This is a genomic window from Shimia sp. R9_2 (genome assembly GCF_017743735.1).
Taxonomy (GTDB): Bacteria; Pseudomonadota; Alphaproteobacteria; order Rhodobacterales; family Rhodobacteraceae; genus Shimia.
Window position 1 is genome coordinate 13,065 of sequence record NZ_JAGHRO010000013.1, and the last position, 14,968, is coordinate 28,032.

Consider the following 14,968-nt stretch of genomic DNA (forward strand, 5'->3'; position numbering starts at 1 on the left):
GCCGGCGTTGCGTGCCTTAAATTCCGAGGTGCGCACGCGAAGGCTGCGCCGTTCGCTTTCGCGCACTGCTTAAAGATGGACTAGTCGTCCATCTTCAAGGCTGAGATAAACGCCTCCTGCGGGATATCCACTTTACCAAACTGACGCATCTTTTTCTTACCGGCTTTCTGCTTGTCCAGAAGTTTGCGCTTCCGGGTGGCGTCGCCGCCGTAACATTTGGCGGTCACGTCTTTGCGCAGCGCGCTCAAAGTCTCACGGGCGATGACCTTGCCGCCGATGGCCGCTTGGATCGGGATCTTGAACATGTGGCGCGGGATCAGGGTTTTGAGTTTTTCACACATCGCCCGTCCGCGCATCTCTGCCCTGTCGCGGTGCACCATCATGGAGAGCGCGTCCACCGGCTCGTCGTTCACCAGCACGGACATCTTCACGAGGTTGTCTTCGCGGTAGTCCTCCATCTGGTAGTCAAAAGACGCATAGCCTTTGGTCACCGATTTCAAACGGTCGTAGAAGTCAAACACCACCTCGTTGAGCGGCAGGTCATAGACGCACATGGCGCGGGAGCCGGCGTAGGTGAGATCGAGCTGGATGCCGCGGCGGTCCTGGCAGAGCTTGAGCACGTCGCCGAGGTATTCGTCCGGCACCAGGATGGTGGCCTTGATGCGCGGCTCCTCAAGGTGGTCGACCTTGGACATGTCGGGCATGTCGGCGGGGTTGTGCAGCTCGATCTTCTCGCCGTCTTTCATGTAGACGTGATAGATCACGGAAGGCGCCGTGGTGATGAGCTCGATGTTGTATTCGCGCTCGATCCGGTCGCGGATCACTTCGAGGTGCAGGAGGCCGAGGAAGCCGCAGCGGAAGCCAAAGCCCAGCGCGGCGGAGGTTTCCATTTCAAAGGAGAAAGACGCGTCATTCAGCGCCAGCTTGTCGATGGCGTCGCGCAGGTCTTCGAACTCAGCTGAATCCACCGGGAAGAGACCACAGAAGACCACCGGCTGCGCAGGCTTAAAGCCCGGCAGGGCCTCTTCGGTGCCGTGGCGGTCATTGGTGATTGTGTCGCCCACGCGGGTGTCGCGCACCTGTTTGATCGAGGCGGTCAGGAAGCCGATCTCGCCGGGGCCGAGGCTGTCGACCATCTGCATTTCCGGGCGGAAGACGCCGACGCGGTCCACCGAATGCAGGGTGCCGTTGGACATGAATTTGACGCGCTGGCCCTTTTTCAGGGTGCCATCCATGATCCGCACGAGAACGATCACGCCGAGGTAGGCGTCATACCAGCTGTCCACCAGCATGGCTTTGAGCGGGGCATCCAGATTGCCGGTTGGCGCGGGCAGGTCTTTGACGATGGCCTCAAGGGTCTCGTGGATGCCGACGCCGGTCTTGGCGGAGACCTGAATCGCTCCGGTTGCGTCGATGCCGATCACGTCTTCGATCTGTTCGGCCACACGGTCACAATCAGAGGCCGGCAGGTCGATCTTGTTGAGCACAGGCACCAGCTCGTGATCGGCCTCAATGGCTTGGTAGACGTTGGCCAGGGTCTGCGCTTCCACGCCCTGGGTGCTGTCCACAACCAAGAGCGAGCCTTCGACCGCTTTCATGGAGCGGGAGACCTCATAGGCGAAGTCGACGTGGCCGGGGGTGTCGATGAGGTTGAGAACATAGGTCTCGCCGTCATCAGCCTTGTAATCGATGCGCACGGTGTTGGCTTTGATGGTGATGCCGCGCTCGCGCTCAATGTCCATGCTGTCCAGCAGCTGTTCTTTCATATCGCGGTCTTCCACCGTGCCCGTCTCCTGAATGAGGCGGTCAGCAAGGGTGGATTTACCGTGGTCGATGTGGGCCACGATGGAGAAATTGCGGATTTTGGACAGATCGGTGCTCATGATGCGGGATATGATGCGGAATCTTGTGTTGGTCAAGCAGCGCTGTAGGGTGCGGGGCGGGATATTTGGCGGAAAGGGCTATTTGAGTGGACGACAACGCTGCAATCGACGTCATTGATGAAATTTTCCGGGAATTTGATGCCCAATATGCCACGCTAGACCAAAAAACGCGCGAAGCCGTTCTGCTACGTTGTGCGCTTCGAGACCTTTTTAACCCTAGCTCTAGTTCAAGCCTAGACATCAGCGCCCGCTATCTACTGCCACAATGTCGCGTTCTTATTCAGAGTCTTTGCTTGCGCCAGGCAGCGCCTCGCGGCTTCAAACAGCTTTTGAAACTCACGCGCGAAAACATACTTCTCTCCGACGATATGATGCCTTTCGAACACGCCACGCCCGTTAAGGTTGCACGCCTGGTGCTGTTTCCAAACTTAACCGAAGAGCTGGAAGCAATTCACGATATGGGCGTTGGTTTCGCGAGCTTCGCGCGTGAGCAAGAACTTCAAAGCGCCTGGACACTGGCAGATCGTGCCAATGACGAATACGACATGGCTGCTCAACATATTGCCAAAGTTGCACTACGAGATTGCAATCAAAGTAAGACAAATGCATTGGAAGCCAAACTTTGGCACGACCTCGGGAGACCATTTGAGAGTTCAGAAAACCTGCGAGCATATGGAGCCTACAATAAGTCTGCGGCTTTCTCTTTCTGGCGCCGGTGGTATCAAGGTTTCCTCGACGGCAAACCACTCAACTGGGAGCTCCAACGCCGCGTTGCTTTGATCGCAGATGACATCTGGGAAGCTGGCCCTGAGGCGGTTGCTGATGAAATCGAACGCATCCAAGTCCGCTATCTCGCAGATCATCTTCCTCTTGCAGAAACCATCGACCTAAACCCTGACACAGGCAAATTTCGCGCCATCCCTACTCCGATCGAAAATGCGCCTTTGATGTCAGCCTTACTGACGCAAATTTCTGACGATTTGGAAGACGCCATGGCTGGGCACAACGGCGTCACCGAAACTTCAAGCGAAGCACGAAAAATTCGGCGGGTTGTCACGCGATATGGCAATGATCCTCAGCAAGCAGAGCTAACGCTGACATCTGTGGCGAAGGGCCTTCGCCGACAACTGTACGAAACGGGCGAACTGCCGGACAGCGGGGATAATCTCGCCCTCCTCAACTCAGTCGAGGAAGGTGTTCGCGGCATTCGGGCGAACCACCCTGAAGTCGCGGCAAATCGCGAACAACTGGCGCAGCTCGCCATTCAGGAACTGAGCGCTGAAGATCGCGAAACTCTTGAAAATGCTGCGCCGGTTCTGTCAGCCATCAGCGAAGGCGCTCTGGCAGAGGATTTTGCCGAGGACATTCCGGAGCTGATCAACGACGCATTGCTGCCCCTCCCATCTGGTGCACCAAGACTTCCGGGCGCAGACGCCAGCACAAGAGTTTTCGGGCGCTCTGCCAAAATGCGAGTGAAGCTAGGGGCGACTTCAGAACTGACGAAGAAGGGCGCTCAAGTCTTTGATAGCGATACAATAAAAACGCTTAGACTGATCGGATTTGTCGGCGCGGGTGGCGCTGCGGTTCATCATTTCGTTCTCAAGCACTTAGATAGCATTGTGGAAATTGGTCTACGTGTGCTGGGTGTCATCTAAAATTAAGAGCCGCGCCTGCCCCTGGGAGGAAGCGAAAGCGCCCTCACACTTTGTCGGCGGCAAACCTCCGGTTTGACGGGAGGGTCCCTTTCGGGACTTTGCGAGGCAAAGCCCTGTCGGGCAGTGGGGCGCGGCTCGGCGGGGCCGAGCTGGTTGGGGCGTCTGTTGGTGAGTAGCAACAGAGGATCGCACCCGGCACCGAGGGCGGCTTTCGGTTTGGCATATCCACATCCGCAAATCTCTACGTCTCGTCTAACTCAACCATGGCAAAATCGCACCCGCCCTGGGGGGCGGGGCCACTCTCGGGACTTTGCGTTGCAAAGCCCTGCCGTCAGCGGGGTGCGATCCGGATCACAGGTGATCCGGGGAAGGGTTAGGGTTGCGGGCGAACACCAAAAAACACCCCCAACAGCAACCACACCCAAGGCCATACCGCCGCCCCCTCCCCCCTCACCATGCCGCCACCGCTGCGCGTGGTTCCCCTTGCCCGATCTTCAAAATCAGTGTTAGCTGCCTCAATTGCACTTTGACTGAAGCCTGAATGCCATCAGTGAGGATGCTGACGTGAGATATGTACCCATCGTTGTTGCGATGATTTTTGCCCCGGCGCTGAGCGGGGCGGGCTGGGCGGCGGAGGCTGATATCACCGCCGGAGAAAAGCTCTACAAAAAGACCTGCCGCAGCTGTCATGGACCGACGGCCAAAGGACTTTCGAGCTATCCATCGCTGCGCGATCAGTCTGCGGAGTATCTGGCAGACAGGCTCACGCGCTACCGCGCGGGGGAGAAATTCGGGCCCAACACACCTTTGATGGCCCCCAATGCCAAGAAACTCTCTGACGAAGACATCACCAATATCAGCCACTTCATCACCTCGCTGGAGTGACTTGGTGTCTCCGGCGCAGGACAACGGGTTTTGGCACGGACTTTTTTGAACGACGCAAGCCGGGCACGGACGGTTTATTGATAGGCCCGGCATCAATTTGGCAGGTGACACCGCAGATTTGAGCCTCTCGTGCAGCGATGACTGCAATCACGTTGGGAGGACGTAATGAACATGCGATATCAGATGAGCGCCGCGGCTTTCGCGGTGGGCGCTGTGACGATGGCTGTGCCTGCTTGGGCGCAGAACACCACCAGCCTGAGCCACACTGTGGTGCTGGAGGATCTGGAAAACCCGTGGGACATGGCGTTTCTGGACGATGGCACCATGTTTTACACCGAGAAATGCAAAGGCCTGTCGGTCTTGATGCCCTCAGGTGACATAACCGCACTTTTAGGGATGGGCGGCGTGGACGGCTATGCCGCCACCGCAGAGGATCTGTTCTGTGAGGGTCAGGCGGGGATGATGGGCGTGGCCGTGGACCCGGATTTTGCCAACAACCGGCGGATCTATGTCTATTCCACCTCCAATATGGTGACGCCGCACACCAACCGTCTGATGCGGATGGTGGTGAGTGAGGATTTCTCAACCGTGTCAGAGCGCATCGATATTGTGGAGGATGTGCCTTATAAAATGACCGCCACGGATCACCCCTTTGGCGGGCCGGGCGCGCATAATGGCGGGCGCGTGCGGTTCAATCCGGCGGATGGCTATCTTTATCTGACCACCGGAGACACCCACAACAGCGCGGTGCCGCAAAGCCCCTCGCTGATGGGCAGCAAGGTGATCCGGATCGACACGGACGGCACCCCTGCGGCGGGAAACACCCCGCCTGTGGGCTTTGACAAGCGCACCTATACCTATGGGCACCGCAATGTGCAGGGCATCGCCTTCCACCCCACCACCGGGGCGGCGATCACCGCAGAGCATGGGCCATGGCACTCTGATGAAATCACCGTGCTGCGCAATGGCGGCAACGCCGGATGGGATCCGCGCCCCAATATGGCGGGCCGGGACGCCTGTCCGGATGACTATTGCGGCTACAGCCCGAACCAGATGGTGGGTGACAACCGCTTTGCGCGGGCCTCGTGGATGCCGATGACGGATTTTGCCACCTACCCCAACGCCATGCCCCCGATCTGGACCAACAACGGCTGGTCACAGGGCACCTCGTCTGCGGCCTTTCTGGAAGGCAGCGCCTGGGGCGACTGGGAAGGCGCGATGGTTGTCGGGCTGATGGGCATCGGCTTTGGCGGCACCCCTCTGGGGCAGCGGATTGACGTGATCCAGCTCACAGAGGATGGCACCGAGGTGATGGATGTCACGGAGATGACCCTGCCGATGGAGCCGGGGCGGTTCCGCTCGCTGGTGTCTGGGCCGGATGGCAGCCTTTATGCGGCAGTTGATGAGGGCATGATCTATAAGATCACGCCGTAAGCCTGCACTACGACTTCAGGTAAAACATTTGAGGCTGCGCGGCGCTCTGCGGCGCAGTCTTTTTTGAGGGGGGGGGTCAATTGCCGAGAACAAAACTCTCAGGGATTTCATAGCGCTGATCGTCGACCCGGATCTGAAACAGATCGCCCTGAAGTGACCAGTCGGTGTCGCGCCCGGCGCCCGACATGGTAGCGCTGGCCGAGGTGAAGGCGCCTTCGGTGAAGTAAAGCTTGCGGGCAAAGCCGTTGGGGAAGGTCACAACAACCGTGGCCGCGCCCTGCCCCGCCCGTGCCACAGCCGCGTTGCAGCTGCCGAGGTTCTGGCCAAGCTCCTGCGCGCAGGGAATGAGGATTTCCGCATCAAAATCGCCCTTTTGGGCGCGCTGTTTGCTGAGCTTGACCGCATCCCCGCCCGCCACAGGCAGCGGAGACAGCACCGGCGCGGCCGGAAGGGCTTGCACAGAGCGCTGCGCGGCATGGGCCTGCAGGGCTGAGGCTGCGACAAAGATGCACATCAGCGCGCGCCCGAGGTTTTGAGCGGTGAAAGCCGTCACAGTCATGTTCCCCTATTACCCAAGCCCAAAGCGGCCCCAATGATTTAAAACACAAGGCGCACAGGCGATCTACATTTCAGATGTGACAAATGCCAGTGCCCGACGCAGCGAAACCGTTTCAAATGCCAGATAGCCTCAAATCGCGGTGATCTCGCAAGAGAGAAGGCACAGGCACCCTTGTTTTTTGAGGCAAAAGAAAATACAAACTCTTGCTCTTGAACCTGCTGCCTGCAAACCCAAGATTCAGGACCAATCTAAAGACGAAATTCATACCCCCAATACACGCGTGTACGGGCAGGTATACTTCAGGGAACTCGCAGATGCGCCGTCGCTTGACCACATTGATGTGTGCAGATTTGGTGGGCTATTCCACCCTCATGGGCGAAGACGAAGCGCTTGCCGTGGCCTCTGTTCAGGAGCTGCGCAACGAGCATTTGGAGCCTGTGGCCAAGACCTATGGCGGCGAGGTGCTCAAACGTATGGGCGATGGCTGGATCCTGTCCTTCCCCGGCGTGGAAGCGGCGCTGGATTGCGCCGAAGAGGTGCAGAGCAACCTTGTGGAGCATGAGGTCATCAAGCTGCGCATCGGCTGTCACGTGGGCGAGATTGTCGAGGATGAGGCGGATTTTTATGGCAATGGTGTGAACATTGCCCAGCGGATCGAGACCGAAGCGCCTCCCGGTGGGGCGATGTTCTCCGAAGATCTGTTCCGCCAGCTGTCTGAGGCACGCCAGAAAGAGCTGAGCGATGTGGGGATGTTCAACCTCAAAAACATTGCAACACCGATCCGTCTTTATCAGTGGCGCCCGGCCAACCTGACCACTGCGCCCAACAAAGGCTCCCTGCCCTCGATCGGGTTTGAGAATTTTGTGGCCGCGCCGGAGACACCGGACAGCGCGGCGCTGGCGCAGGATCTGCACGACGGCATGGTGCAGATGTCGATGAAACGCACCGGCATCACCACGGTGGATGCGGGCAGTGTGGAGACCACGCCAACCCTGTTTCTGACCCATGGGCGGCTGCGGGTGTCTGGCACACGCGCGCGCTTCACCGTATCGCTGATCTTGCGGCGGGATATGACCACGCTCTGGACCCAGAGCTATGACGGCGATCTGACCGACCCCTTTGCCTTTGTCGATGAGATCCTGCCGGTGGTGAGCTCGGATCTGCGCTTGCAGACCATTCAATACGACGGCAACCGCCTGGCGCATCTGAAAAACACCCAGCTGAGCGTCTCTGAGCTGCGCGCGCGGGCGGCGGGGCTGTTCTTCAAACAGACGCTGGAATCCTGGGAGGAAGGCTATGCGGCGCTCGACCGTGCGGTGCTGCTGAGCCCGACGGACGGCATGTCGCTGGCGATGCGCGCACAAAGCCGCCTCAACCTCAGCAATATCAAATATGAAACCCTGAGTGACGCGGAGCTCGCCTCGCTTGGGCGTGATCTGGATGTGGCGATTGCGGAATCCCCCAACAGCGATTTTGTGTTCTGGGCGCGGGGCGCCTATCGGCTGCGGGTGCTGCGCGACCTGAAAGGTGCGGCGGCGGATATCGAGCATTCGCGCCGGATCAACCCGACATTCCTTGGTTTTGTCGACCTGATCACGCAGCTTGCGCTGCTGGAAGGCAAACCGGAAAAAGCCATTGAGGCGCTTTCAAGCTTTGTGCAGATGACCAGCAGTGATCCCTTCCGCGTGACGCGGATGGCGTTCACCGCGCGGGTCTATCTGGCGGCCGGAGATTTTGCGATGGCCCGCGTGACTGCACGCGAGGCGGCGGACCTGCGGCCGATGGATCGCGGCTTGCAGCTGCTCAAGGCGCTGGCCTGCCAGAAGGCCGGAGACACGCGCGGGTTGGAAGAGGCGCGCGCGGCGGCGGCCAATCTGCCGAAAAAACCCTCCATCGCGATCAACCAGCTGACCCTGCCTGAAGAGATGGGCTGGATCAACGACGCGCTGCATCCGCAGGCTGACCCCGCTTAAGCGCAGCGCGGTGTGGCACACGCCGGATGCCTCCGGCGGGGATATTTTTTGGCAAGAGGAAGCTTAGGAGACGCTCCGCAGCCGCTTCGCAGCCCACCAGCTGAGCGCAGACATCACCGCGGCGGTGAACAGGCAGAGCCACAAGCCGCCGATCTGATAGCTGAGACCTGAGAGCAAGGTGCCGAGCAGCCGCCCGGCGGCGTTGGACATGTAGTAGAACCCCACATCCATGGTGACACGCTCATCTGAGGTGAAGGCGAGGATCAGGTAGCTGTGGACCGAGGAGTTCACCGCAAAGACAAAGCCAAACACCAGAAGCCCTGCAATCAGAAGGACGGTGAGCGTGGTGGAGGTGTCAAGCAGCAGCACGCCGCCGGTGAGCACCAGTGGGATCAGGGTGAGATAACCAACCCAGTTGATCGCTTTGCCGACCACCTCATCGGTGCTGGCATTGGCGGCTTTCAGGATGCGCGGGGCGTTGCCCTGCACTGCCCCGTAAAGGATGATCCAGACCGCCATGAAGATGCCGATGATGAAGAAGGCTTCGCGGCGGCCTTCGGCGGTGCCATCAGAGAGCACCGCGTTGAAGTAGACCGGGATGCCGACCACAAACCACACGTCGCGCGCCCCGAACAGGAACATGCGGGCGAGTGACAGCCGGTTCACATTGGGGTCTTTGGAAAAGACCTGCGAGAACTTGGCCTTTTTGGAGCCCTGCGGCAGGCCTGAGGGCATGAAGGTCACCACCCCTGCGAGGATCATCGCGAGGATGATGGCCATGCCCCAGACCGAGGCCTGAAAGCCCCAGAGCGCCAGCAGCGCAGCGCCCAGAAAGAAGCCGCAGCCTTTGACCGCATTCTTGGAGCCCGTGAGCAGCGCCACCCAGCGGAAGAGGCCGCCGCCCTCTTTGGGGGCGAGCAGTTTGACCGCCGACTTAGACGACATCTTGGAGAGGTCTTTGGCCACGCCGGACGCCCCCTGCACACACATCACAAAGATCACGGAGGCGGTGACACCCCAGGCCGGGTCAAGCTGTGCCAGAGCGATCAGGGCGGCGATCTGGATGGTGAGCCCCACATAAAGCGTGGAGGTCAGACCAAAGCGCGCGGCAATCCAGCCGGCGGAGAGGTTGGTGACGATGCCCATGACCTCATAGAGCAGGAAGAGATAGGCCAGCTGGATCGGGGAGAAGCCCAGCCCGTTGAAATGCAAAAGCACCAGCATCCGCAGCGCGCCGTCGGTCAGCATAAAGGCCCAATAGGCGGCGGTGACGGTGATATAGGCGGCGAGGCCGTCTGGTTTCTGGGGCTGTGCGTTGGTCATCAAGATCACTCAGGGGCGCGTCTGACCTCGGGAGGAAGCGAAGCGCCCTACAGTTTGGTTGTGGCGCGCCTTCGGCGCGACGGGGAGAGTCTGGCGCGGCCCGTGCCTGCGGCACGAGCCAATAGAGTTAGAGGCTGGCCAAAACCATGCGGGTGACATCGGCCAGACGGAAGGCATAGCCCCACTCGTTGTCATACCACGCATAGACTTTCACATGGCGGTTGTTGACCACACGGGTGGAGAGCGCATCGACGATGGTGGAGCGGTCATCATTGGTGAAATCACAGCTCACCAGCGGGCGGGTTTCATAGCCCAGAATACCGTCCAGCTCCCCTGCGGCGGCCTCGGCAAAGAAGGCGTTGACCTCCTCGGCGGTGGTGTCACGGCTCACGTCAAAGACGATGTCTGTCAGCGAAGCATTCAGGAGCGGCACGCGCACGGCGTGGCCGTCGATCTTACCGTCCATATCGGGGAAGATCTGGATGATCGCCTTGGCGGAGCCGGTGGTGGTCGGGATCAGGGAGTTGAGGGCAGAGCGCGCGCGGCGCGGGTCTTTGTGGGCGCGGTCCACGATGGTCTGCGTGTTGGTCACGTCGTGGATGGTGGTGAAACTGGCCTGCTCGATGCCAAGTTTCTCGCGGATCACCTTGACCACCGGCGCGATGCAGTTGGTGGTGCAGGAGGCGGCGGTGATCACCTTGTGGGTGGCCGCATCATAGGTGGCCTCGTTCACGCCGTAGACGATATTGGCCACATCGTCTTCTTTCACAGGGGCGGAGACCACGACCTTTTTCACACCTGCATCAAAGTAAGGCTGCAGTTTGGCGTTGGTTTTGAACACCCCTGTGCAATCCACCACCAGATCAACCCCCAGCTCTTTGAGCGGCAGCTCCTCGATCGACCAGGCTTCGGTTTTGCGCATCTTCTGGCCGTCGATGGTGATGCTGTTTTCGTCATAAGCGAAGTCGGCGCGCCAGCGGCCGTGCACTGTGTCAAACTCCAAGAGATGTGCGTGCAGCTCGGCGTCGCCGGAGGGATCGTTGAGCAGGACGATTTCGGCATCCAGACCGAGGTCAAAGAAGCTGCGGATCACCAGCTTGCCCATGCGGCCAAGGCCATTGATTGCGATTTTGGTCATTCGGATCATTCCTTTAACAGAGGAGCGCGCCAGACCCTGGGTGGGTGCCAAAGGCGCCCTCCCGTGGGGAGGGTCGGGCGCGGTCCGGGCTTGCAGCCCGAACCAAGGTTACGGTGAATTGGGAAACCAGCCGCGGGTGCGGTTGGCGAAAGCGACAAGGCTGAGCATCACGGGCACCTCCACCAGCACGCCCACAACGGTGGCAAGCGCTGCGCCGGAGCCAAGGCCGAAGAGCGAGATGGCCACGGCCACCGCGAGCTCAAAGAAATTGGACGTGCCGATCAGCGCGCAGGGGGCGGCGACCTCAAACGGCACTTTCCAGAGCCGGGCCGCACCATAGGCGACAAAGAAGATGCCGTAGGTCTGGATCAGCAGCGGGATGGCGATCAGCAGGATGTTGAAGGGCTGGCTCAGGATGGTCTGCGCCTGAAAGCCAAAGAGCAGCACAACCGTCAGCAAGAGGCCACCCACAGAGGTGGGGCGCAGGCGGTTGCGGAAGGCCTCAACGGCTGCCTCACCGCCCTGCCCCATGAGGCGTTTGCGGGTGATGTAGCCAGCCACCAGCGGCAGCAGGATGTAGAGCACGGCAGACAGGATCAGGGTTTCCCATGGCACGGTGATATTGGTCACGCCAAGCAAGAAGGCCACGATGGGGGCAAAGGCAAAGACCATGATCACGTCGTTCACGCTCACCTGCACCAGCGTGTAGTTGGCATCACCGCGCACGAGATTTGACCAAACAAAGACCATCGCCGTACAGGGCGCCGCGCCGAGAAGGATAACCCCTGCGAGGTATTCACTTGCGGTTTGCGGGTCGATCCAGGCAGCAAAGATATATTCAAAGAACAAAACGCCCAGCGCCGCCATGGAGAAGGGTTTGATCAACCAGTTGACAACCAGCGTGATCACCAGCCCTTTGGGTTTGCGCCCCACATCGGCAAGCGCGCCAAAATCAATGCCCACCATCATCGGGTAAACCATGGCCCAGATCAGCACGGCCACAGGCAGGTTGACCGACGCAACCTCAAGGCTGGCAAGGGCACCAAAGAGAGCCGGCATGAGGAGGCCCAAGGCAAGACCTGCGGCGATGGCGAGGGCGACCCAAAGCGACAGAAGCCGCTCAAAAGTACCTAGGCCTGCGTCCAGTTCTGCGGCGTGATCAGACATCCTTCTGCTCCCTGTAGCGGCGCATCGCGCTGAGAATATCGACCGGCTCCGATGTGCCCAGATCGTCCAGTTGCTGCCTGAGGGACACGGCATCAAGACGCCCCATCGGCAGGTTCACAAAGATCGAAATGCGGTTGTAGAGCATCCGGTAGGCTTCGGCGAATGCGACACGTTTTTCGGCCTCAGAGCCTTCAAAATTGCTGGGATCCGGGATGCCCCAATGGGCGGTCACGGGTTGCCCGGGCCAGACCGGGCAGTCTTCTTTGGCGGCGCGGTCACAGACGGTGAACACAAAATCCATCTCCGGCGCGTCTTTGCCTGCAAATTCGTCCCAGCTTTTGGAGCGGGCAAACCCTGTGTCGTGGTTGAGGCCTTGCAGCAGGTCTATGGCGTATGGGTGCGGCGCGCCTTTGGGGTGGGAGCCCGCGCTGAAGCCGCGAAAGCGGCCCATGGCCTCGCGCTGTAAAATCGCTTCGGCAAGAAGGGAGCGGGCGGAATTGCCCGTGCAGAGGAAGAGGACGTTGTAGCGTTTATCCGACATGGGACCGGCTCCTTTAGCATCCACAGGTGAGGTCTTCGATCAACGGCTGGCACAACTCGGGCTGTCCGCCGCAGCAGTCCTCCAGCAGGAAGCCCAAAAGCCCCCGGACGCCGTCTGTGTTGGCAAAATAGCGAATGCTGCGCCCTTCACGCTGATTGCGCAGCAGGTTGGCCTGCAACAGCACGGAGAGATTTGCCGAGAGGGTGTTCTGGCGCACATCCAGCGCATCGGCGATTTCTCCGGCGGTCAGACCGGCCTCGCCCGCCTTGATCAACAGGCGGAACGCATCCAGGCGCGTGGATTGAGACAGGGCGGCAAAGGCCGTGAGGGCTGACAATTTATCCATATATCACGAATTATGGAAATATAGAGCGCGATGCAAGTGAGTCTCTGCCTACAGTGCGTGAAACTTTGATGACAGATGGGTGCCGGATCAGCTTCGCACGTCAAGCGGGCGGTCTTCGAGCATGGTTTCCATGGAGAAATAGCCGGTGACCGTATCAAGCTCAAAGCCGGTTGTGAGGCGGCGGTAGACCTGATCATAGCCCGCCATGCCCGAGGTCACGATCTTGAGCATATAATCCCAGTCTCCGCCAATCCGATGCATTTCCAGCACTTGCGGGATCAGCGACACATGGCGCTTGAAGCTCTCTGCCCACTCCACGGAATGGTTGCGGGTGCGCACCATCACAAAAACCGTCAGATCAAGGCCCAGCGCGGCAGGATCAATACGCATGCGCGCGCCCTGCAACACGCCCTCCTCTTCCAGCCGTTTGAGGCGACGCCAGAGCGCGTTTTGAGAGAGGCCCACCCGCTCGGCCACCTCACGCTGAGACAAAGAGGCATCGCGTTGCAGCACATCAAGGATATTTCGATCAATTTGGTCCATGTGGCTCCCTGGTTAGATCATATGACAACAAAATACGATCCATTTCGCAAAACAAGGGGCAATTTCCACCGGAGCAACGAGGTAAAACATCTCAAACACATGGATAAGAGGCTCAAAATGTCCAAGCTCACCGCCCCCTTTGATCACTTTGCTGCACAGCTCTCCTCCGTCGCAGCGCCGATGGACAGCTTGCGCGACGGGCTGGTTGGGGCGGATTTGCAGATCGACACGCCTTATGGTCCGCGCAAGCTGATCTATGCGGATTATGTCGCCTCTGGTCGGGCGCTGCGACAGGTGGAGAGCTTCGTTCTGGAAAACGTACTGCCTTACTATGCCAACACCCACACGGATGCCTCTTTCTGTGGGGCGCGGATGGGGCAGCTGCGCGAAGGGGCGCGGGCTGTGGTGGCGCGGCACTGCGGGGCGCGCGAAGACGAACATGCGGTGATCTTTGCCGGATCGGGCGCAACCACAGGGCTGAACCAGTTGGTGCATATGCTGCAGGTGGGCGCGGGCGACACGGTGCTGGTGGGGCCTTATGAGCATCACTCCAACCTGTTGCCCTGGCGCGAAAGCGGGGCGCAGGTCATTGAAATCCCTGAAGGTGCCCTGCCCGGCCCGGATCGCGCGGCGCTCACACAGGCACTGGCGGAGCACAGCTTGAACGGGCGTGTCATCGTGGCGATGAGCGCGGCGGCCAATGTCACCGGCGTCTGCACAGATGTGGCGGCCGTGACGCGGCTGGTGAAAACCTATGACGCGCTGATGGTCTGGGACTATGCGGGCGGCGGACCCTATCTGCCGATGCAATTGACACCAGCGGAGGGCGCGGAGGTCGATGCGCTGGTGTTCTCAGCCCATAAATGCATTGGCGGCCCCGGCGCGAGTGGCGTGCTGGTGGTGCGCGAAGATGCGGTGCGCGCAGCGGTGCCCTATCGGCCCGGCGGTGGCACCGTGGCTTTTGTGAACGCGCATCAGCATGACTATGTGGCGGGGCTGGCCCAGCGCGAGGAAGGCGGCACCCCCAATGTGGTGGGTGACATCCGCGTGGCGCTGGCGTTGATCGTGAAAGAGGTGATTGGTAAAGAGATGCAGAGCCGCAATGCGGCCCTCACCGCCAAGGCCTTTGCGGCCTGGGCGGCAAATCCCAATCTGCACCTGCTGGCAGCGGATCGGAGCGAACGGTTGCCCATTCTCTCCTTTGTGCCGCTCGATAGCGCTGGCACGCGCATTGACCACAACGCCTTCACCCGCGCGCTGTCAGAGCGCTATGGCATTCAGGCCCGGGGCGGTTGCTCTTGCGCGGGGCCGTATGTGCATGCGCTGCTGGATATTGACGACGGGCAATCCGCGCATATCCGAGATGACATTCTGCAAGGTCCGGGCGCAAGCAAACCGGGGTTTGTGCGCCTGAACCTGAGCGTGCTGATGTCTGATGAGACCGTGGATTTCATCCTTCAGTCGGTCGCGGAGCTGGCGCAGGGTTGGGGTGCGGAAACCCCGCAGGCTCTGGCGGGTTGA

13 protein-coding genes are annotated in these 14,968 nt (G+C 60.0%); 5 read left to right on the forward strand and 8 right to left on the reverse strand.

All coding sequences use genetic code 11. The annotated features are described in order from the left end of the window. Positions 1–80 precede the first annotated feature (80 nt). Positions 81–1,883, reverse strand: coding sequence for a translation elongation factor 4 (gene lepA, locus J7400_RS20220; RefSeq protein WP_209065955.1), 1,803 nt, complete (start codon positions 1,881–1,883; stop codon positions 81–83). A gap of 86 nt (positions 1,884–1,969) precedes the next feature. Between lepA and J7400_RS21290 the strand changes: the two genes are divergently transcribed. From J7400_RS21290 to J7400_RS20235, 3 genes are all read left to right on the forward strand, one after another. Next, on the forward strand, positions 1,970–3,538 hold the full coding sequence (locus J7400_RS21290) for a hypothetical protein (protein ID WP_247738949.1): 1,569 nt from the start codon (positions 1,970–1,972) through the stop codon (positions 3,536–3,538). Between the two features lie 564 nt (positions 3,539–4,102). Continuing rightward, entirely contained in the window at positions 4,103–4,423 is a 321-nt protein-coding gene (locus J7400_RS20230; RefSeq protein WP_209065924.1) for a c-type cytochrome, read from the forward strand. A 165-nt stretch (positions 4,424–4,588) separates the two neighbouring features. Next, positions 4,589–5,857: a PQQ-dependent sugar dehydrogenase gene (locus J7400_RS20235; protein ID WP_247738950.1), complete on the forward strand. Its 1,269-nt coding sequence runs from the start codon at positions 4,589–4,591 to the stop codon at positions 5,855–5,857. 76 nt (positions 5,858–5,933) lie between these two features. On the opposite strand, the gene J7400_RS20240 is transcribed toward J7400_RS20235, so the two are convergent. Beyond that, complete coding sequence (locus tag J7400_RS20240) at positions 5,934–6,416, reverse strand: hypothetical protein (RefSeq protein ID WP_209065925.1); 483 nt, start codon at positions 6,414–6,416, stop codon at positions 5,934–5,936. A 314-nt stretch (positions 6,417–6,730) separates the two neighbouring features. Here J7400_RS20240 and J7400_RS20245 point away from each other — a divergent pair, with 314 nt between their 5' ends. Further along, on the forward strand, positions 6,731–8,389 hold the full coding sequence (locus J7400_RS20245; protein ID WP_209065926.1) for an adenylate/guanylate cyclase domain-containing protein: 1,659 nt from the start codon (positions 6,731–6,733) through the stop codon (positions 8,387–8,389). Positions 8,390–8,452: 63 nt separating this feature from the next. On the opposite strand, the gene arsJ is transcribed toward J7400_RS20245, so the two are convergent. From arsJ to J7400_RS20275, 6 genes are all read right to left on the reverse strand, one after another. Next, positions 8,453–9,712 carry an organoarsenical effux MFS transporter ArsJ gene (arsJ, locus tag J7400_RS20250; protein WP_209065927.1) on the reverse strand — a complete coding sequence of 420 codons (1,260 nt, stop codon included), beginning with the start codon at positions 9,710–9,712 and terminating at the stop codon, positions 8,453–8,455. Positions 9,713–9,839: 127 nt separating this feature from the next. Then, positions 9,840–10,850: an ArsJ-associated glyceraldehyde-3-phosphate dehydrogenase gene (locus J7400_RS20255; RefSeq protein WP_209065929.1), complete on the reverse strand. Its 1,011-nt coding sequence runs from the start codon at positions 10,848–10,850 to the stop codon at positions 9,840–9,842. 108 nt (positions 10,851–10,958) lie between these two features. After that, on the reverse strand, positions 10,959–12,017 hold the full coding sequence (gene arsB, locus J7400_RS20260; RefSeq protein WP_209065930.1) for an ACR3 family arsenite efflux transporter: 1,059 nt from the start codon (positions 12,015–12,017) through the stop codon (positions 10,959–10,961). Further along, positions 12,010–12,558, reverse strand: coding sequence for an arsenate reductase ArsC (locus J7400_RS20265; RefSeq protein ID WP_209065931.1), 549 nt, complete (start codon positions 12,556–12,558; stop codon positions 12,010–12,012). The genes arsB and J7400_RS20265 overlap by 8 nt, the downstream gene beginning before the upstream one ends. Positions 12,559–12,571: 13 nt before the next feature. Beyond that, positions 12,572–12,904, reverse strand: a complete 333-nt coding sequence (locus J7400_RS20270; RefSeq protein ID WP_209065932.1) for a metalloregulator ArsR/SmtB family transcription factor — start codon at positions 12,902–12,904, stop codon at positions 12,572–12,574. An 87-nt stretch (positions 12,905–12,991) separates the two neighbouring features. Continuing rightward, the gene (locus J7400_RS20275) at positions 12,992–13,447 is read right to left on the reverse strand and encodes an Lrp/AsnC family transcriptional regulator (protein ID WP_209065933.1); all 456 of its coding nucleotides are present in this window, start codon (positions 13,445–13,447) and stop codon (positions 12,992–12,994) included. 117 nt (positions 13,448–13,564) lie between these two features. On the opposite strand from J7400_RS20275, the gene J7400_RS20280 reads away from it, so the two are divergent. Continuing rightward, complete coding sequence (locus J7400_RS20280; protein ID WP_209065934.1) at positions 13,565–14,968, forward strand: aminotransferase class V-fold PLP-dependent enzyme; 1,404 nt, start codon at positions 13,565–13,567, stop codon at positions 14,966–14,968.